A 911-nucleotide genomic window follows, 5' to 3' on the forward strand; every position below is an offset into this window, starting at 1 on the left:
TGTTGATTTCCACTGAGAAGTGACCCGGGTTTTCCATCGAGAAGTGACCCGTCTGCGGATTATGTTTCGGGTGTCACGGGTGGGTCAACCCGTGGTTTTCTCCTTTGGGTTCTGGCCTGCTTGGCAGAGCTGTTTTTGAAGCGGAAGCTATCGTTGCCGGTCTCCAGGATGTGGCAGTGATGGGTAAGCCGATCGAGGAGCGCCGTGGTCATTTTGGCGTCGCCGAACACGGTGGCCCATTCGCTGAAGCTCAGGTTTGTGGTGATGATGACGCTGGTGCGCTCGTAGAGTTTGCTCAGCAGGTGGAAGAGCAGCGCGCCACCTGAAGCACTGAACGGCAGATATCCAAGCTCATCCAGGATAACGAGATCGGAGTGCAGGAGGCGATTGGCGATCTGACCGGCCTTGCCCTGTGCTTTTTCCTGCTCGAGCGCATTGACCAGTTCGACCGTCGAGAAGAAGCGGACGCGCTTTCGATGATGTTCGATGGCCTGGATGCCCAGCGCCGTTGCCACATGGCTCTTGCCGGTGCCAGGACCGCCGACCAGCACGATATTGTCGGCGATGTCGATGAAGTCGCAGCGATGCAACTGACGCACCAGAGCTTCATTGACCTCGCTACTGGTAAAGTCGAAGCCGGCCAGATCGCGATAGACAGGGAAGCGCGCGATCTTGAGCTGATAGGCCACAGACCGAACCTCCCGTTCTGCTGTCTCGGCTTTGAGCAACTGGGAGAGGATCGGGATGGCGGCTTCGAACGCTGGAGATCCCTGTTCCATGAGATCGGTGACGGCCTGCGCCATGCCATGCATCTTGAGGCTGCGGAGCATGACGACGATGGCGCCGCTGGCAGGGTCATGACGCATGACGCTTCTCCTTGCGCAGATCATCATAGCGTTCGACATTGGCCA

At 58.2% G+C, this 911-nt stretch carries 1 protein-coding gene; it reads right to left on the bottom strand.

Going from position 1 to position 911, the window contains the following annotated elements; all coding sequences use genetic code 11:
- Positions 1-59 precede the first annotated feature (59 nt).
- Positions 60-866, bottom strand: a complete 807-nt coding sequence (istB, locus tag ACFQ24_RS03815; RefSeq protein WP_037523679.1) for an IS21-like element helper ATPase IstB — start codon at positions 864-866, stop codon at positions 60-62.
- Positions 867-911: the final 45 nt, after the last annotated feature.

This window comes from Sphingobium olei (assembly GCF_042678845.1).
GTDB classification, from domain to species: domain Bacteria; phylum Pseudomonadota; class Alphaproteobacteria; order Sphingomonadales; family Sphingomonadaceae; genus Sphingobium; species Sphingobium olei.

Bases quoted from the DNA above. Each gene is read 5' to 3' on its own strand.
- istB (WP_037523679.1), bottom strand. From the start codon at position 866: ATGCGTCATGACCCTGCCAGCGGCGCCATCGTCGTCATGCTCCGCAGC.